Genomic DNA, 20543 nt, shown 5'->3' with positions numbered 1-20543 from the left:
CGGCACTACGAAGCTGGCCGCGCGTGCAGACTCAGCGAGGGTCGGCCAAGTCGCAGGGAATGTTCCTATAGTTAGGCGGATATGTTCCTGTCTCAGAAAATCCTCATTCCTTCCTTCCCATCCGCATGCGTACGCTTTCATTCGTGGATCGGACTGGTCGGCCAGAACGCTTCACTCCTCTGATCATTCGCCAGCATTTCTATATCGGACGTTCCCACCTTGTCCTACGGCGCCATCGGCGATTCCACGTAGGGATACTGATCGCGCCGGGTAGGTACGCGCGCAGACACTATCGTCGCGCGCGGCTCTGCCTCGTATCGAGGTAGAGCGAGGGTGGGGCGGGAATGTCCCATCCATAGATAGTCCGCGATGGTGATGTTTTCACGAGCCTATCTTTAAGAATGCTCTCAGATACAAATCGTATTCCTACGACAACAATGTCACCCACTGATGGACCGGCAATGACGGCCTGAAGTGCCGGTCATTACAAGCCGTCAGTGAATTCGAAAAACCCACGCGTACCCATCGGTCGAAGCCCGTGCCGGACCTTCATGGCGCGAGCAGACCAGGCGCCAGCCAAGGCGCCCAATTTGCTACCAACGAGGACTACCCATGAACGCACTTCGCATGAAGACGCGGCTGGCCGCGTGCGCCCGCAAAACCACTTTCGCCCTGGCGTTGGGCACGGCCATGGTGGCTGCGCCGGCCATGGCGTCGACGTTCAAGCTGCAGAGCACCACCGTGATCCTCGAGGAGAAGGAAGGGCGCAGCAGCTTCAATGTGACCAATACCGGCAACGAGCCGATCCTGCTGCTGACCAAAGTGGAAGACCTGGATGATGCCAATTTCGCCGGCAACATCCTGATCACGCCAGCAGTGACGCGTATCGACCCAGGCCAGAGTCAGATCGTCAATTTCTCTCTCAAGAAGGGTGTGACCACGAATCGCGAACATATGCTCAAGGCTTCGTTCGAAGGTGTCACGCAGCGCGCCGAGAGTGGCATGAAGATGCCTTTGCGCCAGCAGATCGGTTTCATCGTGCAGCCGAAGTCCGTGCCGGTCGTTCCCAAGCCCTGGGAAGATTTGCGCATCAGCAAGAAGGACGGCAAGGTCGAGATTGCCAACACCGGAAAGCACGTCGTGCGCCTCGGCCCGGCGATCACCTTGCAGCCCTCTGGCGTGGTGGTTCCGCTGGCGAACGCCTACATCATGCCGGGCGATAGCGTGATGGCTGACCCGCAAGGTCAGGCGGTGGGCACGGAGGTGCAGATCACGCCGATGAGCCGCTACGGCTTCGTGCAGGCGCCGGCCGTGTTGACCGTTTCTCAGTAAGCCTCCTTTTCCTCTCTTCGCACATTCAGATGGGCGGCGCTCGAACGTCGCCCACGGGCCCTCTTTATCCCAGGACGACCGTTGCACATGCTGACACCTCGCCGTCGACTTGCCGCCTGTATTCGCCGCAGCCTGGGCGTGGCCGGGTTGTGCATGTTCGGTGGCGCCTTGCATGCGGAGACGCCCGCCCCGGATGGCGAGCCGGTTGAGGCGCTGTTCGACACGCGATTGCTCGAGTCGCGCGGAATCTCCGCGGATGTGGCTCGCTTCTTCTCCCGCGGCGCGCGTTTCCTCCCTGGCTTGCAGGAAGTCAGGTTGAGCGTCAATGCCGGCCGGCCGAAGCCCATGCAAGTGCGCTTCGACAGCGATGGCGAGCTTTGCTTCGATCGGGCGCTGCTTGGGCAGCTCGGTCTGCGCTCTCCCGAGGCTGACGACGGCTGCTTGGATAGGGGGGCGCTATATCCCGGTATGCGTGTGGCGCTCCATCCGGGCCGCGCCACGGTAGACCTGACAGTACCGGAAAATGCATTCGACCCGGAGCATCGCGAAGCCACGCATCAGCGCGGCGGCAGCGCGGCCATTCTCAATTACAACGTCTTCGCGCAGCGTTTCCAGGGCCTTTCAGGTACGCGCAACTATCTGCAGGGGCGCATCGAGTCGGGCTTCAATTTTTCCAACTGGATCGTACGCAGCAGCGGCACTTACGCGCACAGCGAGCAGCGCGACAGTTTCCGCGCAGGCACGCTTTATGCCCAGCGCAGCATCGAATCGATGCGCGCGCTGTTGCAGACAGGCCAGATCAATGCCTTCGCTGATGGCATCGGTGGCATGCCCGTGCTCGGTGCGCAGGTATTCTCCGATTCGGCTCAGCTGCAGGGCAGCACTTTGACGGTCCCTATCCAGGGCATCGCCGACACAAACGCCGTCGTCGAAGTGCGTCAGCGTGGCCAGGTGGTCTACCGGACCGTCGTGGCGCCGGGGGCTTATTCCCTGTCTGACGTCGGTGGCCTGTCCAACGGCTCGGACATCGAAGTGATCGTGACGGAAGAGGACGGCCGCGTATCGCGTTCATCCCTGCCGGCGCCCATGAGTCAGTCTGTCGTCGGCCTGCCGGCGACTTATAGCTTAGGCATCGGCCAATACCGGCGCGAATGGGGCTCGCAGATCGCCGGTCAACTGCCTTGGGTGGCATACGGCGGGTATGCGTTCAACGCAGGATCACAGCTCCGGCTGTCTGCATCGGCGCTGTTGAGCCCTAACTATCAGTCGACCTACGGCCAGGCGTCATTCGGCAGCGACAATCTTTGGTTGGGCGGCAGCGCGCGGCTGTCTCGCTCCACGAAAAAAGGCGTCGGCCATGAGTGGCAGGTGCAGGGCTCGGCCTCGCTCGGCGGTCACGTCTCCGCGGGCCTTTCCTGGCAGTCGCGCTCCTCAGGCTTCTCCACGCTGGAAGATACGTTCGTACACCCGGTCTACGACGAGGACCTGGAGTCTCTGTACCAGTCGCCGTTTCAGCAATCCCTCAGCGCGTCTCTCACCTGGAGCAGCTTGTCTTGGGGCGCATTCAATTACAGCTTGTCGCGCAACCGTGACAGCCAGCGCATTCACACCACCCATGCAATCAGCGCATCCCGCAGGTTCGGCCGACTGAGTGCAAGCCTGAGCTTGCAATGGGCAGGCCAGGGCCGCGGCGCCGCGTATCTCAACCTTCGCATGCCGCTGGGCTCCGGTAGCGTTGGTGCGCGATTGCAGCGCCAAGGCTCGGGCGACCTGGTGGGCGCCGCCAATTATCAGGGTCGCCTGGGGCGCGATATCGGCGTCCAGGTGGATGCCTCCGGATCGCGCAGCGACCGGCGTTTGAGCGCGTCGGCGCAGTCCGGGACTTCATTCGCGCAGTGGTCGGTAGGCGCATCGACGACAAACAGCGGTAGCCGTTCTTTCCATGGTTCGATGAATGGCGGATTGGCGCTTACGGAAGAGGGCATGCTGGCCATGTCTTCCGGGCGTATCGGTGACACCTTCGCCGTCATCAAGATTCCCGGCGTCAGCGGCATCCGTATGGGCGGCAATGGCGGTAGTGCGAAGACGTCGCCGCTGGGCACGGCGCTGGTGCCCAACATCTATCCGTATCAGCGCGCGCGCATCCAGCTCGATGGCAAGAGCCTGCCGCTCAACTACCGGTTCGACACGACGGCGGTGGACTTCAATCTGGCGCGCGGCACCGTCGCCTCCTACGTCATCAATGCCACGCAGATCCGCCAGCTCATGCTCAGGGTGCGGCTGGACAGCGGCTCTTTCGCGCGCGTCGGTACGGGCGTGTTCGACGGTGAACGGCAGTTTATGGGCACGGTCGTCGGCGACGGCAATGTGGTGCTGACCAACGAACAGATCGGTCAGAAGGTGTTCCTGGAGTCGGTGGGTGGCTTTCGCTGTGAAGTGCGCTACCAGGCGCCGGAGCGCTTCGATTCCGACGCGCCTTATGAGGAAGCCGATGCGACCTGTTCTTGAGCCTTCGCAACGCCGCACCGCCCTTACATCAAACCTCGTTTACGACCATACGTGTCGCGAACGAGGTCTCGAGATTGCGCACGATCCATCGCGCATTCGGCTGTCCGCGGGGGCAGCTGTCCATTACTAGAGCAACTGAGGAAAACGTTTATGAAGAAGATCCAATACACCGCCCTGGCTGCCGCTTTCGGTCTGTTGATGGCCGGACAGGTTGCCGCCGAGGCGCCGTCGGCCGAACTGAAAGTCGCGGGCACGATTGAGGTGCCGGGCTGCGACGTCGCGATCGCGAGCGAGGATGGTGCCAACTCCAGCGAGTATCACTTCGGCGACATTGAACCGTCCAAAATCCAGCCGGGTCACACCCTCGCAAAGCTGAATCCGCTGACGAAGACCTGGACCATCCACTGCACCGGCAGGACCCACCTGACGTATCAGATCGAAGACCATCAGCAAGAGTCGTCGCTCAGCCCCTCCACTGCCACTTATTTCGGCCTGGGCAAAGTCAATGGCGAAGGCAAGATCGGCTACTACGAAGTCGAAATGCTGAACGCGAAGATTTCTTCGGATGGCAGTGACCCGGTAGGCGCACGGACGTTCTCCGTGCCCAAGGGCAACACGACTTTCACGCGCGCCGATTCGATCTTTCTCAATCGCAATAACGTGATGGGCTGGTCCGAGTCCGCTGCGAACAACCTGGCGGCAGCCGATACCTTCATCGCGGACTTCAAGGTCACGCCGACGCTGGGCGGCACCGGCAAGGACCACATGAACGGCACGATCACCGAAGACGTGGGGCTCGATGGTTCGATGACCCTCACCTTCGCCTTCGGCCTGTGATCGGGAGCACAACGATGCGTAGGCAAACGATGGCCCAGCTGGCGGTGACGCTGCTGGGCATGGCCTGCACGGCGGCCTGGGCCGAAGCCCCGGTCCAGGACATAGTCGTGAAAGGCACTATCAAAGCCCCGAACTGCCAGATCGATATTGCTGGCGGCCAAGGTGGCGGTGCAGTGAACTATGGTCCGCTGTCCACCACCCTGGTTAAGCCGGGCTACGCCTTCAACCCGTTGGAGAAGTCCACGCTGGACTGGACGATCACCTGCGATAGCGAAACCTATCTGACCTACACCGTGGCAGATAACGCGAAGGACTCGGTCAATACGCGAGGTCAGGCGGTCGACCGTGTCTTCGGTCTGGGCTGGGTCCGTGAAGGAGAGGGCAAGCTCGGCTTCTACACAATGGAGGTCACGGAGCAGACGGTAGACGGGCAGGCTGCCTATCACGGCACCAAGTACAGCGATACGACGCTGGATACGCGGACGAGGTATTGGGGCGGAACTAGCTATTACCCGCTATACAACCGTTACGTGCATAACACGGAAGGAAAGATCCATGGTTGGGGTGCCAGTGACGCGACCATCAGCGCCCCTAAACCTGGGCGAGTTTTCACGATGAAGATGGATATTGCTCCGCAGCTCTCCGGTTCGGCGGATATGGGTGATGCCATTACGGAGAACGTATCGCTGAGTGGCTCTTCCACCTTCACATTCGCTTTCGGCCTGTGACGAACGGCCTTCCATTTTTTTGAGGTTTTTTGATGAATAAGATCTATGGCGCTGCTGCGGCAGCGGTAATGGCGCTGGCTGCGTCTGGCCCGTCGTTGGCGGCCGGCCCCCAGGCTACCGTCCAGGTACTGGGTACGTTAGAAGTGCCGGGTTGTGAAGTGACTCAGGATGATGGCAGCAGCGAGTATCAGTTCGGCAGCCTGGAAAGCAGCCTGATCAAGCCGGGTACGGCGACCAACACGCTGACTGACCGTGCGATCGAGAAGACCTGGACTATCCGGTGCGATGGCCTGACCTACCTGACCTACAAGGTGACGGACCATGAGGCTAGCAATAGCAGTCCGGCGGTGGCGACGCAGTTCGGCCTTGGCAAGGTGAACGGTGACAAGAACATCGGCTACTACGAGGTGCTGATGTCCGGCGCCACCGTGGACACGGGTAACGGGACCGATACGCCGGCGCGCGTGTTCGCGACTACCGGCACCGGCCTCTCCGGCCAGCTCAGCGTGTCGCTGGATCGCGGCAAGACGATGGGGTGGTCGAAGGACAACCTCAATGAGCTGATCGCCGCGGAAACGTTCCGCGCCAAGTTCAAAGTCACCCCGACTCTCAACGGTACCCAGACCATGGGCGGCCCGATCACCGAGAACATCGTGCTGGATGGCGCGCTGACGCTCGATTTCGCATTCGGTCTTTAAGGACTTCGCTATGAAACTGCATATCAACAGCAAGAAGAAGGCGCTGCTGGCATTTGCGCTGGCAATCGCCGCCGGTGCGGCCTGGGCCGAGGCACCGGTGACCTCCCTGACCGTCAAGGGGCGCCTTGTGGCCCCGTCGTGCACGGTGAACGCCCCGGATGACGGCGTTTACCAATTCGGCAAGATCTCGCCGACTATGATCAAGCCGGGTACCACGCACACGGCGCTCGTGCCGCAGGAGAAGGAGTGGACGATCGAATGCGACGCTACCACGTTCATGACTCTTGGCGCGGTCGACAATGTCGATGGCACCGCGAGCGTGGTGCACAACTCCAACTTCGGTCTGGATAAGGTGAACGAGACGGGCAAGCTCGGCTACTACGTCGTGCGCATGTTGGGCGGCAAAGTAGACGACGCGGATTCCGGGCTGTTTAGCACGACTGGGACGACATTCATCAACGAAGCATTCGTCGATATCGTCCATTACCGCAACGGCTATCGGCATGGCTGGTCCAGCGCCGCGAATACCATGAAGGCCGGAAGGAAGTTTAGCGCCGTATTGCGGGTATCCCCTTACCTGGGTGGCACGAGCACCATGAACGGTCCTATCACCGAAACCACCGAGTTGAACGGCTCCATGACGCTGAATTTCGCGTTCGGTCTCTGATGGATGCCTGACCTGCGCGGCCTTGTCGCGCAGCCTCTCCCTCAACCGCGTCCTGCCAGCAGCGTGGCACCTGGCGGCGACGCACCAACAGAAAGCCCGGGCTCAGTCCCGGGCTTTTTTCCTGCAAGGGGCGGAAGCGTCGGTTTCTGGTATCGCATCAGCGAACTGAATCTGGAGCGCCGTAGTCCGCCGATGCCCCTCCGCCGAGCGCAAAGTCTTCAACTTCATAGGGAGGCATTCGCCACCGGCGTGCGCATTCGCGCTGATCTCTGCTCAAAAAAAAAGCCCGGACGCCATGCCGGGCTCTTTCTCGTTCTGATGGGCGGTTTCACGACTTCCCGTGAAACAACTCCCGCCCAATCAACATCCGCCGAATCTCGTTCGTCCCCGCCCCGATCTCATAGAGCTTCGCATCGCGCAGCAACCGTCCCGCCGGAAACTCATTGATATACCCGTTGCCGCCCAGCGCCTGGATCGCCTCCAGCGCCACCTTCACTGCATTCTGTGAAGCATTGAGCAGGCACGCCGCCGGATCGATGCGCGACTTGCTGCCGTTGTCGAACTCGCGCGCCACCATGTAGGCGAAACCGCGCGACGATTGCAGGGCGGTATACATGTCCGCCACCTTGGCCTGCATCATGCCGAAGGTACCGATCGGCGCATTGAACTGCTTGCGCTCGCGCACATACGGCAACACCAGGTCCATCGCCGCCTGCATCAGGCCGAGCGGGCCGCCGGAAAGCACCAGGCGCTCGGTGTCCAGGCCGCTCATCAGCACGCGCACGCCTTCGTTGACTTCGCCGACGATGTTGGCGGCGGGAATCTCGCAATCCTCGAACACCAGCTCGCAGGTGTTGGAGCCGCGCATGCCGAGCTTGTCCAGCTTCTGAGCCGTGCTGAAGCCTTTCATGCCTTTCTCGACGATGAAAGCCGTCATGCAGCGGCTGCCCGCCGCGCGCGGGGCGGTGCGCATGTAGACCAGCAACACGTCGGCGTCGGGGCCATTGGTGATCCACATCTTCGAGCCGTTGGCCACCCATACGTCGCCACGCTGCTCGGCCTTGCAGCTCATCGAGCCGACCACGTCGGAGCCCGCGCCGGGCTCGCTCATCGCCAGCGCGCCGACGAATTCACCCGAACAAAGTTTGGGTATGTACTTGCGTCGCTGTTCCTCGTTGCCGTTGTGGAACAGGTTCTGCACGCACAGGTTGGAATGCGCGCCATAGGAAAGACCGATCGAGCCGGAGGCGCGGGAGATCTCTTCCATCGCCACCATGTGCGCCAGATAGCCCATGCCGGTGCCGCCGTAGGCTTCCGGGATTGTCATGCCGAGCAGGCCCATGTCGCCGAACTTCCGCCACAGATCGCTCGGGAAGACGTTGTCATGGTCGATCTGGGTGGCGCGGGGAGCGATCTCCTTTTCGGCGAAGGCGTGCACGCTCTCGCGGAGCAGGTCGATCTCTTCACCGAGGGCAAACGGGCGCATCAGGAGCTCCGGCAAGGGGGACGGGGAGCAGAAAATCCTAGCGCAGGTACGCGTCGGGCCCGTGGCGCAGCGCACCAAAGGCGGCCAGGGTCAGAAAACGTCCGATTGCGTATGTCCGTGAAGTGGATCACAGTTGCGCCACAAAAATGGGTGGGGGCACCTAAGGGACTATGAACGCAAGAGGGTGGCACGCGCTTCCGGCGCTGCTCGGAGGTTTCGTTGCGTGGATGGCCCGCCGGCGCGGGGCGGGATCGGGCAGGGCTTTACCGGTGACGATCGAACTGGGCGCCATGCGTCTGACGATTCTGCGCCGTCACGCGCCCTCGACCGGGGATGCCTGGCGCCGCAATGCGCTGGTCACCGAAGCCGAATGCACGGTGCAGCAGCGCGAGTTGCGCGCGAGCGGCCCCTTGCTGTCCGCCGTGGACCTGCAGGCCTGGCATGGCAAGCTGCCCGCGTTCCTCGACGGGGAAGATGCGGAATTGCACCTGTGCAGCGTCAGCGATTGCGTCGGCCTGCACCTGCAACAGCCGGTGTGCGACGACATGGCCGCCGTCACCGTGGTGCTGGTCGATCCGCTGCGCGACGCACAGACTTTGCACGAGGCCTGGCATGCCGGTCGCGGCTTGCTGTTCCTGGTGAGCCGCGGGCAGCTCGAAGGTTTCCGCGCGCAACTGGAACAGGCCATGCGGCTGTTTCCCGTGCACTACGGCCATACGCTGCGCGGCATGGCCTGACGGCGCACCGCGCCGGTGCCTGCCGTCAGGGGACCGGATGTCCCTTGCTGGCCGTCCAGATCGCATACCAGTCCTCTGCTTCCAGCCGCAGGTCCAGCGCGGCCACGGCCTCGCGCAGGCCTTCGATGCGGCCGGTGCCGGTGATCGGACACGGCCGCGACGGATGGCGCAGCACCCAGGCGAAGGCGAGGGTAGCCAGCGTGACGCCGAGGCGCGCGGCGATCGCGCTCATCACCTCGCGCACGCGCACGGCCTGTGCGTCCTCGCCGGTGAACAGCCGTCCGCCGCTCAGCGGCGACCAGATCATGGGACGCAGGCCGAGCCGCTGGGCCTGATCCAGCGTGCCGTCATCCAGCGCGGTCATGTGCAGCGGCGAAAGCTCCAGCTGGTTGGTCGACAGCGGATGGCGCGCATGCAGCAGCTCGAACTGGCTGACGCTGTGGTTGGACACGCCCCAATGGCGCACCTTGCCCTCGCGCGTGAGCGCGGCGAAGGTTTCGGCCAGCTCGTCGGCGTCCATCAGGTAATCGGGCCGGTGGATCAGCACCAGATCCAGCCCATCCGTATGCAGGTTGCGCAGCGACTGCTCCACCTGCGCGCGTACGTAACCCGTCGAGGTGTCGTAGTGGTTGATGCGATAGGGCAGGCGCGGCGAACACAGGCGGATGCCGCACTTGGTGACCAGCTGCATGCGGCCGCGCAGCGAGGGCGCGGAAGCCAGCGCTTCGCCGAACAGCCGCTCCGCGCCGTAATCGCCGTAGATGTCCGCATGGTCGAACGAGGTGATGCCAAGTTCCAGGGCCTGTTCGATCCAGCGAACGCGCTGGGCTACGTCCAGTTTCCAGTCGCCGAGTCGCCACAGGCCGGCGACGATGGGGGAGAGCTGCGGTTGCGGTGAGGTGGCGGAGGCGTGCATGACGATACCGGCGGAAGCGGAATGCCCATGCTATCGGTCGCAGGTCGCCGATGCATCCGAGCTACGTCGACAGCGAAACGCGAGCGCAAAAAAGTGCGCTCCGTAGAGCGCACGTTGGCCATCGCGCGAGGGTGCTTACTGCACCTTCGCCAGCTTGGCTTTCAGCTGCACGCCCGACATCAGGAAGCCGGCGCGGCACTCGTATTTCTCGCCATCCTTGTACTCGGCGCCGTTGTAATTGCTGATGATGTCGACCACCGCATTCGCGCCGGCCGCCTTGGCTTCGTCCTGCAGCCCGATCAGCACCGACTGCAGCACCCAGTCGCAGGACTCCTGGTCCTTCTTGCCGAAACCGTTGGTCTTGCGGCTGACGTCCACGTTCTCCTTCACCACCTCCACCTTCCCGGCAGGCGTGTTGCCGGCCAGGTAGAACTTCACGCTGCCGTCGAGCTTGCCGCTCTTCTCCGCTTCGGCGACCACGGACGCGAAGGGCAGGTGCACCACGCGGTCGGCGGCGAAGGACGCCACGGGCAGCGCGGCCAGCAACAGGGCGAGGCTAAGGCGAATAGCTTTCATGCGAGTCGATCTCCTTGGGTTGAAAACGTTCGGTGGAAAAGCAGCCGATTTGCGGGAGCGAGGAGTGGCATTCCCTTCCCGGACACCGGCCCCGGCGATCAGCACAGTCCGCCGTTGACGGCGAGCACCTGCCGGGTGACGTAGCCCGCTTCCGGGCTCATCAGGTATTGCACGGCTGCCGCGACTTCCTCCGGCGTGCCCATGCGTTGCATCGGGATCATGGCCAGGATCTCTTCGAGCGGAAGGTCGGCATCCACCATGTCCGTATCGATCAGGCCGGGCGCCACGCAATTCACCGTGATCCGGCGCTTGGCCAGTTCCACCGCAAGCGCCTTGGCCGCACCGATCACGCCGGCCTTGGACGCGCTGTAATTGACCTGCCCGCGGTTGCCGATCAGGCCCGAGACCGAGGTGATGCACACGATGCGTCCCGGTGCGCGGCGGCGGATCATCGGCATGACCAACGGATGCAGCACGTTGTAGAAACCGTCCAGGTTGGTGCGCAGCACCTGGTCCCAATCCTCGCCGGTCAGCGCGGGAAAGGCGCCGTCGCGGGTGAGGCCGGCGTTGCACACCACGCCGTAGTACGCGCCATGCGCGGCGACGTCGGCCTCCAGCGCGGCGGCGCAGGCGGTGCGGTCGCCGATGTCGAACTGCAGCACGCGCGCCTGCCGGCCGATGGCCTGGATGTCCGCCTGCACGGCTTCGGCTTCCTCGCGCCGCGAGCGGCAATGCAGCACCACGTCATAGCCGGCGCCGGCCAGGCGCAGGGCGATGGCACGGCCGATGCCGCGGCTGGAGCCGGTGACCAGGACACTGTCGGTCATGGGGAGAATCCTTGTTCGAGCGAAGCGGCAAAGGTAGCCGCGTCGGGGGGGCTGAAGACAGTGAGCCGCGCCTCGGCCGACACGCCGCCACCGTCGATGCGGCAGGCGAACACGCCCATCCCCTCGTCGTCATGGAAGCCGCGCGAGGCTTCGATGCGCAGTTCGGCACCAGCCGGGAACGCGTCCGCATCGCAGCGATACTGCCGTGCGCCGAGCAGGAAGCCCAGCCGCACCGGCTCGCCCGCAGCGCGCGCGTGGCAGCCGGCCCAGGCCGCGATGGCCTGCGCCATCAGTTCGATGCCCGCCCAGGCGGGCAGGCCGCCCTCGGCGTCGACGAACGGATCGCCCTCGCGCAGCTGGCGCATGCAGACGATGCGCTCGGCTTCCAATGCGTCCACTCGATCCAGCAGAACCATCGCGCCGGCGTGCGGCAGCACCTCCGCGATCGGCCACGCGGTCACGCACCGTCTCCCAGCACCAAGGCCGCATTGTTGCCGCCAAAGGCGAAGGAACTGCTCAGCAATCGGCGCGGGCCTGCGGTTGGCAGACGATCGCCGACGGCCGCGAAACGCAACGGTGGCAAGGCCGGGTCGGCATCCCCGTCCCAGGCGTGCGGCGGCAGGCGACCGTCGCGCAGGGCCAGCCAGCAGAACGCGGCTTCCAGCGCGCCGGCCGCGCCCAGCGTATGGCCGGTGAGCGACTTGGTGGACGAGCAGGGTACGCCATGCGGGAACAGCGTCGTCATGGCCAGGCTTTCCATGGCGTCGTTGTGCTCGGTGCCGGTGCCGTGCAGGTTGACGTAGTCGATCTGCTCAGGCACCACGCCGGCATCCGCCAGCGCGGCCCGCATAGCCTCGACCGCGCCCAGGCCCTGCGGGTCCGGAGACGACATGTGATAGGCATCGGAACTGGCGCCGCCGCCCAGCAGGGCCACGGACCCTGGCTCGCGCGTCACCAGGAACAGCGCGGCAGCCTCGCCGATGGTGATGCCGCCGCGGGTGCGCGCGAACGGCCGGCAGCCGTTCGCGTCCAGCGCCTCCAGCGCGAAGAAACCGTTGATCGGCAGGCCTGCCAATGTGTCCGCGCCGCCGCACAGCACGGCATCGCAGACGCCCATGCGCAGCAGGCGCCGCGCGCTCAGCAGGGCCCGCGCGCCGGAGGTGCAGGCGGTGGAGATGCCGAAGCAGGGGCCGCCTAGTTCCAGCCATTCGGCCAGGAACTCCGCGGATGCGCCCAGTTCCTGGTGCGCATAGCGGTAGTCGTCCGGCCACGCGCCATCGCTGCGGAACCGCGCAATCCCCTGGCAGGCTTCGTCGATACCGGTGGTGCTCGTGCCGATCACGACGCCGATGCGCGCGCTTCCATAGCGCGCGATGGCAGCGCGGATGGGCGCCTCGATCTCCAGCGCCGCCGCATAGAGCAACCGATTGTTGCGATTGTCGCGCGTGGCCGCGAGCGTCGGCGGCAATGCCGGCAAGGCGCCATCCACGGCGGCCAGCGGTATCTCCCGCGAAGGAATCCAACCGCTGGTCGCACGCACGCGCGAGCGATCGCCGGTGAACAGCGCCTCGGCCACGGCGTCCTTGCCCACGCCCAGCGCGCAGGCCACGCCCAGTTCGTTGAGCCAGGTGCTCATGCCGCCATGGCCGGCTTGCGCGCCGCCACGTTGACCAGGGTCTCTTCGCGCTGTCCCGGCGGCGGCGGCGCGCGCAGGCCCCAGCGTTCGAGCAGGCCGAAATCCTTGGAGCGGCTCCACCACAGATAGGGCAGGGAAACATGCCGCGGTTCGAAGACGAAGCCGCGGCCGCGCAGCATGGCCAGGTATTCGTCCGCGCTCTTCTGCACCTCCATCGGGTGACGGAAGAACCAGCGGATCACCCAGGTATCGATGTAGGCCTTGGTCGACTCGGCGAACAACAGCAGGCCGCCGGGCTTGAGCACGCGCCAGAACTCGTCCAGCGCACGCTCCTGCTCCACCAGATGGTGGAAGGTCTGGTGGCAGAACACGATGTCGACACTGGCATCCGGCACGCGCATCTGGGCGCAGTCCGACACGATCAGTTCCGCGTCGATCCCTTCGCGTTCCGCTTCGGTACGCGCCAGCTCCAGGCTGTGCGGGTCGGCATCGAGCCCGATCGTCCGCTGCGGCTGGAACGCATCGCGCAGCAGGCGGAACGATTTGCCCTGGCCGCAACCGGCGTCCAGCAGCACGCCGCCGGTGGGCAGCGGTTCGCCGATCAGGCGCTTGAGATCGTTGATCGCCACGCGCAACACATGATGCTGCCAAGTGTGCGTGCGCAGGAACTGGAAGCCGAGACGGGTTTCCTCGACGTAAGTGGGGCTGGCGTATTTCAAGGACGGTGCATCCATGTCAGGCAACGGTCTCGACGGCTTCCGCCGCCGGCAGAGTGGCAGGGACGGTGCGCGCCAGGCGACGCTCCACCGCATCGGTGAACACGCGCGGCGACAGCAGCTGCATCTCGCCGGCGAGCGTCACGGCGACTTGCACCGTGACACCGCGGGTCATGCGCTCGCCGGTTTCGGCGTCGCGGATCAGGTAATGCACCTTCAGGCGGTTGTGCCATTCGACCAGCTCGGCGGTCACCACCAGGCGCTGGCCGAAGCGCGCCGGACGCACGTAGCGCAATTGCAGGTCGATCACCGGCCACACGTAGCCGGCGGCCTTCATCTGCACGTAGTCGTGACCGATGTCGCTGAGCAGCGCACAGCGCGCGACTTCGAGATACTTCACGTAGTGCCCATGCCAGACCACGTCCATCGAATCGACATCGAAGAACGGTACCAGCACGTCAGTGTGGACGCTCAACACGCCTTTAGCACGCATCGCGGGTCTCCCTGTCCGGCATACGCCAGTACGGATAGAAGTTGAACCATTGCTGCGGCGCCTCCAGGCAGCGCCGGCCCAGCCAGTCGGCATAGCCCTGCACCCACGCGCGGATGGCCTCGTCGCGCTGGCCGCGCGGCCAGTCCGTGTGCTCCACGTAGGGCTCAAGGTGGATGCGGTAGCGTCCCCCGACCTTGATGCAGCAGATCAGGTTGACCGGACAGCGCAGCAACCCGGCCATCAACCAGGGGCCTTGCGGGAACGGCGCGGGGTGGCCGAGGAAATCCACCGCTACGCAGCGCTCGCCGTGCAGCGGCACGCGGTCGCCGGCGATGGCCAGCCACTCGCCGCGCTCCAGTCGCTGCGAGAGATCCATCATCAGCGCGGCATCCAGTTCGCTCACCTGGATCAGGCGCAGCCGCTGTTCGCCGGCTTCGCCCAGCAAGCGGTTGAAGCGCGCCACATGGCGGTTGTGCACCAGCACGTTGAGCGGCACCTGGTCGCCCAGCTCGGCCATCGCGCGCGAGACGTCCAGATTGCCCAGGTGCGTGCACACCAGAATCTGCCCGCGCACGCCCTGGCGTCCCGCCAGCAGCTTGTCGCGCACGCCGTGCGGATCGTGCAGCTCCACTTGCTCCAACCGCAGCTTGCCGTTCCAGACATCCAGGCGGTCGAGCAGGCATTCGGCGAAGGCCATGTACTGGCCGAACACGCGGCGGGTGCGCGGGCGCAGTTCCGCCCGTCCGCTCCAGCTCGCCAGGCGCTCCTGGTATTCGCGCACCGCCCGACGCGCGCGGGCGCTGGAAAGGAAGAAGTACCCCACGATCACATGCAGCAGCGGCGCGAGCGCGCGGCGTCCGAGCCGGCGCGCCGCCAGCGCGGTGAATTTCATCAGCAGGAAGCTCCCGCGCTCCTTCTGTTCGGCCCAATGGCGCGCGCCGTTCTCGGCCGCGCTCATGGCGACGTCGTCGGTCATGCGACGTCCTCTTCCCAGGCGAAACGGCCGGACGACGCATCCGTCGCGCCGAGCCGATAGGCGAAATGCAGGCGCCGCGCAGCCGCGTCGTGCCGTAGGCGCAGCACGGGGCGGTCGCCGGGGCGCAGCACGTTCTGGAACTTCAGCATTTCCATGCGCCGGCACGCAGGCGGCGTGCCGAGCCGGGCCGTGCCGAAGGCTAAGGCCCACTGCAATTGCAGCACGCCGGGCAACACCGGCAACGCGGGAAAGTGGTCGGCGAAGCAAGCCAGGTCCAGCGGCAGCCGCAGCGACAGTTCGTGCGAGCCGTCCGCGCCGGCATGTTCGCTCTCGACGACGGCCTCCGACGGAAGCGGCTGGCGCAGCGCGGATTCCGCATCGATGTCCCATGCGTCGCACAACCGCCAAGCGATCGGCGCTGGTGTACCCCGTTCCGCCAGCCAGTCCTGCCATGCGTCGACCAGCGCCTGCCTTCCGCGCAGACGCAGCGCCTCGACACCCGCGGCTGCGGGCAGCACGACCGCGCCATCAGCGCACGCCGCCGCGCGCGCCACCCAGGGGTGCGCGGCGAGCTGGTCGGCGCAGGCGCGCCAGCGATTCACGCGGGCTTCCTCAGCCGGCGGCGCAGCAGCCACTCGCCGCCGAACAGCGCGCCCATCAGCAGATAGGCGATGAAACCGTTGTACAGCGTCCACCAACTCAACGGCGCCCACAGGGTGAGGGCGGTGGACATCAGGCCGTTGAACACGAAGAAGCCCACCCACACCCAGGTCACCTTGCGCGTGTAGGGGATGGCTTCGGGCGGCAGGTCCGGCTCGCGCACGCGCGCGATGCGTTCCACCATCGGCGGCCCGTACTTCAGGCTGATGCCGAACACGAACAGCAGCAGCGCGCTGATCAGGGCCGGATACCAGCGCAGCATCAGCGCTTCGCCGCTGAAGGCCAGCAGCACGCAATAGGCCAGCGCCGCGCCCAGCATCCAGTGCCCGCCGGGCTGGCGCAGCAGCGCCGGCGCGCGGATCAGCCACACGGCGCCCAGGATCAGCGCGAACACCGGCGTGGAGACGTGCTCCATCCCGAAATACACGAAGAAGGGATAGAGCAGGCCGATGACCGGCAGCAGGATGGAACTCAGTTTGCGCATGAGGCCCGTTGGGATTCGACGAAGGCGGCGAGGCTCGCCACCGTCTCGAAATGCCGGCGGGCATCGCGCGAGTCGGAGGCGATCTGGATGTCGTAGCGCTTTTGCAGCGCCAGCGCCAGTTCCAGCGCATCCACCGAGTCCAGGCCCAGGCCCTGGCCGAACAGCGGTTTCTCCGGCGGAATGTCGCTGGCCTGCATGTCCTCCAGGCTCAGGGTATCGATGATCAGCTGGGCAATGTCCTGTTGCAGTGCATTCATGGCGATGCAAGTTCCTTGAGATAGAGGCAGTGCAGTTGCTCGTTGAGCCGACGCGAGGCTATCGGCAGGGGCGCGGCGGCATTGAATGCGGCCGGATCGATGTCCTCGCCCACGCGCAGGCGCACGTGCACGCGGCGATCGGGAATGCGGTACCAGGGCTCGGCCTTGGTCAGCGTGGTAGGGCGCACGGTGATGAACACCGGAGTGATGGTGCGCGCGCCGCGCAGCGCAATGGCCGCGGCGCCGCGGTGAAACACCGGCGCCGCACCCGGCGCGGTGCGCGTCCCCTCGGGAAAGACGATCAGCGTCTGGCCTTCGCGCAGCACCGCGGCCGCCTCCTCCAGCATCTCGGGACTGCCGCTGTTACTGATGTACTCCGCCGCGCGGATCGGCCCGCGCATGCAGGGGTTGCGCCACAGGCTCTGCTTCACCACGCAGTTGGCGTCGCGCATCAGCGAGCCGAGGAACACCACGTCGATCAGCGAAGGATGGTTGGCGATCACCATCTGCCCGGGCCGGCCCAGCCGCTCGCCGCCTTCGACCTGGAAGGTCAGCACGCCGCTGCGGCGCATGAACCACACGTGCCAATGGAAGGCGCGGCGGATCGCGGCACGCACGCGGCGCCGCCGGGCCAGCCGGCCGCCCGGCAGCAGCGACAGCAGCGGGAACCAGAGCAGCCGCAGCGCCAGTCCGCCCAGCCCGAACAGCAGGAAGCTCAGACCCGTGGCGACCAGGCGCCACCCATACCGGTCCCGTCGCCGGGCGCGTGTCGTCAGGGCATCGGCTGCCAGATCCATCGGCGTCGTTTCCAGGCGTGAGTAAGCGGGGCGCGCGCATACAGCGCGCGCAGGAAGGAGAGCGCGTGCGGCCATGCCGCCGGCGCGTCGTCCGTGTTGCGGTCAAGCTGCAGCGTCCAGGCGGTTCCGTTCGGCGTGCTGTCCTGCACATCGGCGGGGCCGATGCGCAAAGCCACCGCGTAAGAGAACGGCACATCATCGATCCAGTCATCGTAGGCGGCGGGTGGGCGCTCCTCCGCCAGCACCACCAAGACGGCGGACGCGCCGCCGTCGAGCAGCGTCGCCGCTTCCAGCATGGCGTGCTCGAACGTGTCGGCCTCGCCGGCGATCGCGCTGGCCTCGCCACGCTGGCCGCGCAGGATCGACCATTGTCCCGCGATGGCGTTGTGCACCGACAGGCCGAATGACGTCGGCGACAACGGCTGGCCGTCCGCCACGTCGCCGAGCAAGGCATAGGTGCGCTGGGTTTCGCCGTGGCGCGAGGCGAACACCAGCGGCAGCTGTTCGTCGTCGTCGCAGAGCGGCCAGGCCGTTTCCAGCGCCATGCGCGCCATCCGGCTCAGCCGGCGCCGCTGCATCGGCGGCAGGAAGGCGCAGTCGGGCTGCTCGCCCTGGTCCGCCGGCGCCCACGGCTCGCGCGCCCAGGCCTGCCAGGCCGCCTCGTCGGTCAGCGAAGGCGCCCACGCGCGCCATGCGGCGATACGCAGCGCGATCATGCGCGCGCTCCTTCGAAGGAACGGAACAGCAGCGAAGCACAGCTTCCGCCGAAGCCGAAGCTGTTGGACAGCACGCTGCCGATCCGGCGCTCCTCGATCGAACGAACCAGCGGGGCGCCGGCGAAGGCCGGGTCCGGCGCGGCGATGCGCGTGCCGGGCGCGAGAAAACCTTCGCGCAGCATCAGCAGGCCGGCGATCGCGTCCAGCGCGCCGGCGGCGCCGGGCGCGTGGCCGATCAGGCCTTTGATCGACGACAGCGGCGGCACCGTTGCGCCGCGCTCGGCGAACACCGCGGCGATCGCCTCCCACTCGGCGAGATCGCCCTGCGGGGTGGAACAGGCGTGCGTGTTGATGTAGTCCGGCAGCGTGCCCGCGTCGTCCATCGCCTCGCGCATGGCGCGCGCGATGCCCTCGGCGCCGGGGCCGACCATGCTGGCCGGATCGGTGGCCGCACCATAACCGCCGAGCTCGGCCAGGATCGCGGCACCGCGCGCCTGGGCATGCTCCAGCGATTCCAGTACCAGCACGCCCGCGCCAGCGGCGAGCACGATGCCGTCGCGGTCGATGTCATAAGGGCGCGAGGCGGCGGCCGGATCCTCGTTGCTGTTGACCGATAGCGCGCCCATTGCCTCGAACCACAGCGCGGTGGTGTCGTGCAGTTCTTCGCTGCCGCCGCAGAGCACCACATCCTGGCGGCCGAGCTGGATCAATTCCATCGCCTGGCCGATCGCGAGCGCGCCGCTGGTGCAGGCCGAACTGACGACATGGCTGCGCCCGCCGATGTCGAAGGCATGCGCGAGGCTCGCGGCCAGCGCGCTGCTCATCCCGCGCGGCACGATGAACGGTGACAGCTTGGCGATGCCGCGCGTGCGAAAACTGTCCAGCGCCGCCTCGTGTTCGCTCAGTGCGGCACCGCCGCCCAGCACGAGGCCGCAGCGCGGCGAGCGCAGTCTTGTCTCGTCGAGGCCCGCCTGCGCGATCGCTTCGCGCATGGCATGCCAACCGTAGAGCGCATTGGCCGGCAGGAAGCGGCGCAGCTTGCGCGACGGCTCGTCCAGCACGCTTTCGTCCACCGGCCCGCCAACCTGGCAGCGCATGCCCAGCGCGGCCAGGCGCTCCATGTGGCGGATGCCGCCGCGGCCTTCGCGCAGCGCGGCGCGCAGCGAGGAAACGCCGGCACCCGCGCAGGACACCGCGCCCATGCCGGTCACCACGACGCGGGGCAGGGAGGCGCGGGCCGGTACGGCGCTCATGCGTGCACGGCCTTGAAGATGAGGGAGGTATTGATGCCGCCGAACGCGAAATTGTTGTTCATGACATACGCGGTGTCGATCGTGCGGCCTTCGCCGACGACGTAATCCAGCGCCGCGCATTCGGGATCGACCTCGTCGAGGTTGATCGTCGGCGCGAACCAGCGCTCGCGCATCATCTCGATCGCCCACCACGACTCCAGCGCGCCGCAGGCACCGAGCGTGTGGCCCACGTAGCTCTTCATCGAACTGACCGGCACACGCTCGCCCAGCACGCTGGCAGTGGCGTGGCTCTCGGCCACGTCGCCACGGTCGGTAGCGGTGCCGTGCGCGCTGACGTAGCCGATCGCCTCCGGCGCCAGGCCGGCGTCGTCCAGGGCCATGCGCATGGCCACGGCCATGGTCTCGCGCGTCGGCTGGGTGATGTGCGCGCCGTCGGAATTGCAGCCGAAGCCGACGATCTCCGCATAGATGCGCGCGCCGCGTGCCTTGGCGTGCTCGTATTCCTCCAGCACGAGCGTCACCGCGCCCTCGCCGACCACCAGACCGTCGCGCTTGCGATCGAACGGGCGCGGCGTCAGCTGCGCGGCATCGTTGCGCGTGCTGGTGGCGAACAGCGTGTCGAACACGGCCGCGCCGGGCCCGGAGAGTTCCTCCGCGCCACCGCACAGCATCAGCGTCTGCTTACCCTGCTGGATCGCCTCGTAGCCGTAGCCGATCGCCTGGCTGCCGGAAGTGCAGGCGCTGGAAGTGGGCACGATGCGGCCCTTCAGGCCGAAGAACACGCCGACGTTCACCGCGGTGGTGTGCGCCATCATCTGGATGTAGCTGGTGGCGGTCACGCCCTGCATGGAGCCGGTGTTGAGCATGTGGCCCATGGCGCCGATCGGCTCGACGCTGCCGCCGGAGGAGCCGTAAGCCACGCCCATGCGGCCGTCGCGGATGAGCGCGTTACCCTCCAGCCCCGCGTCGCGCAGCGCTCGCTCGCTGGCGGCCACCGCCAGTTGCGCTACGCGGCCCATCGAGCGCACCTGCTTGCGCGGCCAGCCGGGCAGTTCGAAATCGTCGACGGGGCAACCGAGCCGGCCGTTGAGCGCATCGAAGTAGTCCCACTCCGGCATGTAGCGCACTGCATTGCGGTAGGCGCGCAGGCGCGACGAAATCGCGGCCCAATCGTGGCCCAGCGGCGTGACGCCGCCGATGCCGGTGATCACGACGCGCTTCATCGGGCGCCTCGCTGAGAAAA

General features: G+C 66.1%; 23 protein-coding genes. 7 read left to right on the top strand and 16 right to left on the bottom strand.

The window, feature by feature from the left end:
• Positions 1 to 612 precede the first annotated feature (612 nt).
• The 6 genes from RKE25_RS16480 to RKE25_RS16455 all read left to right on the top strand — a co-directional run bounded on the left by RKE25_RS16480 (position 613) and on the right by RKE25_RS16455 (position 6770).
• Positions 613 to 1332, top strand: a complete 720-nt coding sequence (locus tag RKE25_RS16480) for a fimbria/pilus chaperone family protein (RefSeq protein ID WP_311839182.1) — start codon at positions 613 to 615, stop codon at positions 1330 to 1332.
• Between the two features lie 87 nt (positions 1333 to 1419).
• Positions 1420 to 3840: a fimbria/pilus outer membrane usher protein gene (locus RKE25_RS16475; RefSeq protein ID WP_311839181.1), complete on the top strand. Its 2421-nt coding sequence runs from the start codon at positions 1420 to 1422 to the stop codon at positions 3838 to 3840.
• A 150-nt stretch (positions 3841 to 3990) separates the two neighbouring features.
• Positions 3991 to 4677, top strand: a complete 687-nt coding sequence (locus RKE25_RS16470) for a hypothetical protein (protein WP_311839180.1) — start codon at positions 3991 to 3993, stop codon at positions 4675 to 4677.
• Positions 4678 to 4706: 29 nt separating this feature from the next.
• Positions 4707 to 5405, top strand: coding sequence for a DUF1120 domain-containing protein (locus tag RKE25_RS16465; protein ID WP_311839179.1), 699 nt, complete (start codon positions 4707 to 4709; stop codon positions 5403 to 5405).
• A 32-nt stretch (positions 5406 to 5437) separates the two neighbouring features.
• Positions 5438 to 6103: a hypothetical protein gene (locus RKE25_RS16460; RefSeq protein WP_311839178.1), complete on the top strand. Its 666-nt coding sequence runs from the start codon at positions 5438 to 5440 to the stop codon at positions 6101 to 6103.
• Positions 6104 to 6113: 10 nt separating this feature from the next.
• Positions 6114 to 6770 (top strand): DUF1120 domain-containing protein, encoded by a 657-nt coding sequence (locus RKE25_RS16455; RefSeq protein WP_311839177.1) that lies wholly within the window; start codon positions 6114 to 6116, stop codon positions 6768 to 6770.
• Positions 6771 to 7098: 328 nt separating this feature from the next.
• Here RKE25_RS16455 and RKE25_RS16450 read toward each other — a convergent pair whose 3' ends face one another.
• Positions 7099 to 8256, bottom strand: coding sequence for an isovaleryl-CoA dehydrogenase (locus RKE25_RS16450; protein ID WP_311839176.1), 1158 nt, complete (start codon positions 8254 to 8256; stop codon positions 7099 to 7101).
• A 290-nt stretch (positions 8257 to 8546) separates the two neighbouring features.
• On the opposite strand from RKE25_RS16450, the gene RKE25_RS16445 reads away from it, so the two are divergent.
• Entirely contained in the window at positions 8547 to 8993 is a 447-nt protein-coding gene (locus RKE25_RS16445; protein WP_311839175.1) for a hypothetical protein, read from the top strand.
• Positions 8994 to 9018: 25 nt separating this feature from the next.
• On the opposite strand, the gene RKE25_RS16440 is transcribed toward RKE25_RS16445, so the two are convergent.
• The 15 genes from RKE25_RS16440 to RKE25_RS16370 form a co-directional block, all read right to left on the bottom strand.
• Entirely contained in the window at positions 9019 to 9909 is an 891-nt protein-coding gene (locus RKE25_RS16440; RefSeq protein WP_311839174.1) for an aldo/keto reductase, read from the bottom strand.
• A gap of 135 nt (positions 9910 to 10044) precedes the next feature.
• Entirely contained in the window at positions 10045 to 10485 is a 441-nt protein-coding gene (locus RKE25_RS16435; protein ID WP_311839173.1) for an excinuclease, read from the bottom strand.
• Between the two features lie 98 nt (positions 10486 to 10583).
• On the bottom strand, positions 10584 to 11312 hold the full coding sequence (gene fabG / locus RKE25_RS16430) for a 3-oxoacyl-ACP reductase FabG (protein ID WP_311839172.1): 729 nt from the start codon (positions 11310 to 11312) through the stop codon (positions 10584 to 10586).
• On the bottom strand, positions 11309 to 11773 hold the full coding sequence (locus RKE25_RS16425; protein WP_311839171.1) for a hotdog family protein: 465 nt from the start codon (positions 11771 to 11773) through the stop codon (positions 11309 to 11311). The genes fabG and RKE25_RS16425 overlap by 4 nt, the downstream gene beginning before the upstream one ends.
• Positions 11770 to 12948, bottom strand: a complete 1179-nt coding sequence (locus RKE25_RS16420; protein ID WP_311839170.1) for a beta-ketoacyl-ACP synthase — start codon at positions 12946 to 12948, stop codon at positions 11770 to 11772. The genes RKE25_RS16425 and RKE25_RS16420 overlap by 4 nt, the downstream gene beginning before the upstream one ends.
• On the bottom strand, positions 12945 to 13667 hold the full coding sequence (locus tag RKE25_RS16415; protein ID WP_311839169.1) for a methyltransferase domain-containing protein: 723 nt from the start codon (positions 13665 to 13667) through the stop codon (positions 12945 to 12947). Before RKE25_RS16415 ends, RKE25_RS16420 begins: the two co-directional genes overlap by 4 nt.
• A 16-nt stretch (positions 13668 to 13683) precedes the next feature.
• Positions 13684 to 14157 carry an acyl-CoA thioesterase gene (locus RKE25_RS16410; protein ID WP_311839168.1) on the bottom strand — a complete coding sequence of 158 codons (474 nt, stop codon included), beginning with the start codon at positions 14155 to 14157 and terminating at the stop codon, positions 13684 to 13686.
• The gene (locus RKE25_RS16405) at positions 14147 to 15133 is read right to left on the bottom strand and encodes a glycosyl transferase (RefSeq protein WP_311839167.1); all 987 of its coding nucleotides are present in this window, start codon (positions 15131 to 15133) and stop codon (positions 14147 to 14149) included. The genes RKE25_RS16410 and RKE25_RS16405 overlap by 11 nt, the downstream gene beginning before the upstream one ends.
• Entirely contained in the window at positions 15130 to 15735 is a 606-nt protein-coding gene (locus RKE25_RS16400; protein WP_311839166.1) for a hypothetical protein, read from the bottom strand. The genes RKE25_RS16405 and RKE25_RS16400 overlap by 4 nt, the downstream gene beginning before the upstream one ends.
• Positions 15732 to 16277 (bottom strand): hypothetical protein, encoded by a 546-nt coding sequence (locus tag RKE25_RS16395; RefSeq protein WP_311839165.1) that lies wholly within the window; start codon positions 16275 to 16277, stop codon positions 15732 to 15734. Before RKE25_RS16395 ends, RKE25_RS16400 begins: the two co-directional genes overlap by 4 nt.
• A complete protein-coding gene (locus RKE25_RS16390) occupies positions 16265 to 16534 on the bottom strand; it encodes a phosphopantetheine-binding protein (protein WP_311839164.1) in 270 nt (89 codons plus the stop codon). The genes RKE25_RS16395 and RKE25_RS16390 overlap by 13 nt, the downstream gene beginning before the upstream one ends.
• A complete protein-coding gene (locus RKE25_RS16385) occupies positions 16531 to 17331 on the bottom strand; it encodes a lysophospholipid acyltransferase family protein (protein WP_311839163.1) in 801 nt (266 codons plus the stop codon). Before RKE25_RS16385 ends, RKE25_RS16390 begins: the two co-directional genes overlap by 4 nt.
• A complete protein-coding gene (locus RKE25_RS16380) occupies positions 17307 to 18047 on the bottom strand; it encodes a beta-ketoacyl synthase chain length factor (RefSeq protein ID WP_311839162.1) in 741 nt (246 codons plus the stop codon). Before RKE25_RS16380 ends, RKE25_RS16385 begins: the two co-directional genes overlap by 25 nt.
• Entirely contained in the window at positions 18044 to 19300 is a 1257-nt protein-coding gene (locus RKE25_RS16375; protein WP_311839161.1) for a beta-ketoacyl synthase N-terminal-like domain-containing protein, read from the bottom strand. The genes RKE25_RS16380 and RKE25_RS16375 overlap by 4 nt, the downstream gene beginning before the upstream one ends.
• Positions 19297 to 20523 carry a beta-ketoacyl-ACP synthase gene (locus RKE25_RS16370; RefSeq protein WP_311839160.1) on the bottom strand — a complete coding sequence of 409 codons (1227 nt, stop codon included), beginning with the start codon at positions 20521 to 20523 and terminating at the stop codon, positions 19297 to 19299. The genes RKE25_RS16375 and RKE25_RS16370 overlap by 4 nt, the downstream gene beginning before the upstream one ends.
• Between the last annotated feature and the right edge of the window lie 20 nt (positions 20524 to 20543).

The sequence above is a fragment of the Dyella sp. BiH032 genome (assembly GCF_031954525.1).
In the GTDB taxonomy this organism is placed as follows: domain Bacteria; phylum Pseudomonadota; class Gammaproteobacteria; order Xanthomonadales; family Rhodanobacteraceae; genus Dyella_D.
This window is presented reverse-complemented; position numbering and strand designations above follow the sequence as displayed.

Coding starts and splice junctions, on each gene's coding strand:
- RKE25_RS16480 (WP_311839182.1), top strand. CDS start 613: ATGAACGCACTTCGCATGAAGACGCGGCTGGCCGCGTGCGCCCGCAAA.
- RKE25_RS16475 (WP_311839181.1), top strand. CDS start 1,420: ATGCTGACACCTCGCCGTCGACTTGCCGCCTGTATTCGCCGCAGCCTG.
- RKE25_RS16470 (WP_311839180.1), top strand. CDS start 3,991: ATGAAGAAGATCCAATACACCGCCCTGGCTGCCGCTTTCGGTCTGTTG.
- RKE25_RS16465 (WP_311839179.1), top strand. CDS start 4,707: ATGGCCCAGCTGGCGGTGACGCTGCTGGGCATGGCCTGCACGGCGGCC.
- RKE25_RS16460 (WP_311839178.1), top strand. CDS start 5,438: ATGAATAAGATCTATGGCGCTGCTGCGGCAGCGGTAATGGCGCTGGCT.
- RKE25_RS16455 (WP_311839177.1), top strand. CDS start 6,114: ATGAAACTGCATATCAACAGCAAGAAGAAGGCGCTGCTGGCATTTGCG.
- RKE25_RS16450 (WP_311839176.1), bottom strand. CDS start 8,256: ATGCGCCCGTTTGCCCTCGGTGAAGAGATCGACCTGCTCCGCGAGAGC.
- RKE25_RS16445 (WP_311839175.1), top strand. CDS start 8,547: ATGCGTCTGACGATTCTGCGCCGTCACGCGCCCTCGACCGGGGATGCC.
- RKE25_RS16440 (WP_311839174.1), bottom strand. CDS start 9,909: ATGCACGCCTCCGCCACCTCACCGCAACCGCAGCTCTCCCCCATCGTC.
- RKE25_RS16435 (WP_311839173.1), bottom strand. CDS start 10,485: ATGAAAGCTATTCGCCTTAGCCTCGCCCTGTTGCTGGCCGCGCTGCCC.
- fabG (WP_311839172.1), bottom strand. CDS start 11,312: ATGACCGACAGTGTCCTGGTCACCGGCTCCAGCCGCGGCATCGGCCGT.
- RKE25_RS16420 (WP_311839170.1), bottom strand. CDS start 12,948: ATGAGCACCTGGCTCAACGAACTGGGCGTGGCCTGCGCGCTGGGCGTG.
- RKE25_RS16410 (WP_311839168.1), bottom strand. CDS start 14,157: ATGCGTGCTAAAGGCGTGTTGAGCGTCCACACTGACGTGCTGGTACCG.
- RKE25_RS16405 (WP_311839167.1), bottom strand. CDS start 15,133: ATGACCGACGACGTCGCCATGAGCGCGGCCGAGAACGGCGCGCGCCAT.
- RKE25_RS16395 (WP_311839165.1), bottom strand. CDS start 16,277: ATGCGCAAACTGAGTTCCATCCTGCTGCCGGTCATCGGCCTGCTCTAT.
- RKE25_RS16390 (WP_311839164.1), bottom strand. CDS start 16,534: ATGAATGCACTGCAACAGGACATTGCCCAGCTGATCATCGATACCCTG.
- RKE25_RS16385 (WP_311839163.1), bottom strand. CDS start 17,331: ATGGATCTGGCAGCCGATGCCCTGACGACACGCGCCCGGCGACGGGAC.
- RKE25_RS16380 (WP_311839162.1), bottom strand. CDS start 18,047: ATGATCGCGCTGCGTATCGCCGCATGGCGCGCGTGGGCGCCTTCGCTG.
- RKE25_RS16375 (WP_311839161.1), bottom strand. CDS start 19,300: ATGAGCGCCGTACCGGCCCGCGCCTCCCTGCCCCGCGTCGTGGTGACC.
- RKE25_RS16370 (WP_311839160.1), bottom strand. CDS start 20,523: ATGAAGCGCGTCGTGATCACCGGCATCGGCGGCGTCACGCCGCTGGGC.